This window comes from Halorubrum sp. Atlit-26R (genome assembly GCF_003666015.1).
Taxonomy (GTDB): domain Archaea; phylum Halobacteriota; class Halobacteria; order Halobacteriales; family Haloferacaceae; genus Halorubrum.
The window spans coordinates 1-470 of record NZ_QPLT01000469.1; the positions used below are offsets into that span (position 1 = coordinate 1).

The 470-nt window shown below is 52.3% G+C and carries 2 protein-coding genes; both read left to right on the forward strand.

Features of this window, described 5'->3' with window-relative positions:
• A partial coding sequence (locus tag DVK07_RS21495) for a DUF1524 domain-containing protein (protein WP_147441334.1) occupies positions 1-254 on the forward strand: 254 nt, incomplete at its 5' end.
• On the forward strand, positions 251-470 hold a 220-nt coding region (locus DVK07_RS24130), incomplete at its 3' end, for a hypothetical protein (RefSeq protein WP_233565631.1). The genes DVK07_RS21495 and DVK07_RS24130, both read left to right, overlap by 4 nt.

Below are 470 nucleotides of genomic sequence, written 5' to 3' on the forward strand. Positions count from 1 at the left end.
GCCACGGCGGGAAAGAGGTCGTCGAGAGTCGCTACCAGGTTCACATCGAGCACATCCTACCGGAACACCCCGGGAAGAATCTGACCAAACTCTGGCTCGAACCATTCAACATTAGCGACGACGAACACGCGGATTTCAAAAAACGGATTGGGAATCTAACGCTCCTCGAAGAGGATCCGAATATCCGTGCCTCAAACAGGTCGCTGGAAAAAAGCAACAGTACTACACTCAAGACCGAACCGATTTCAAGATGACTCACGAGTTGCAAGATCGAGAGCGATGGGGCGTCTCAGAAATCGAAGAACGGAGCGAACAGCTCGCTGAAATCGCTACCAAAGTCTGGGATCTTGAACTCCTGTCCGCACTGGCAACAGTGGCTTATTCAGCACGCACGAACGCATTGTCCGACGCCCGTTCAATCGCGCCGATTTGTTCTAACCACTCGATGCCTGACAACGCAGTTTCATCAC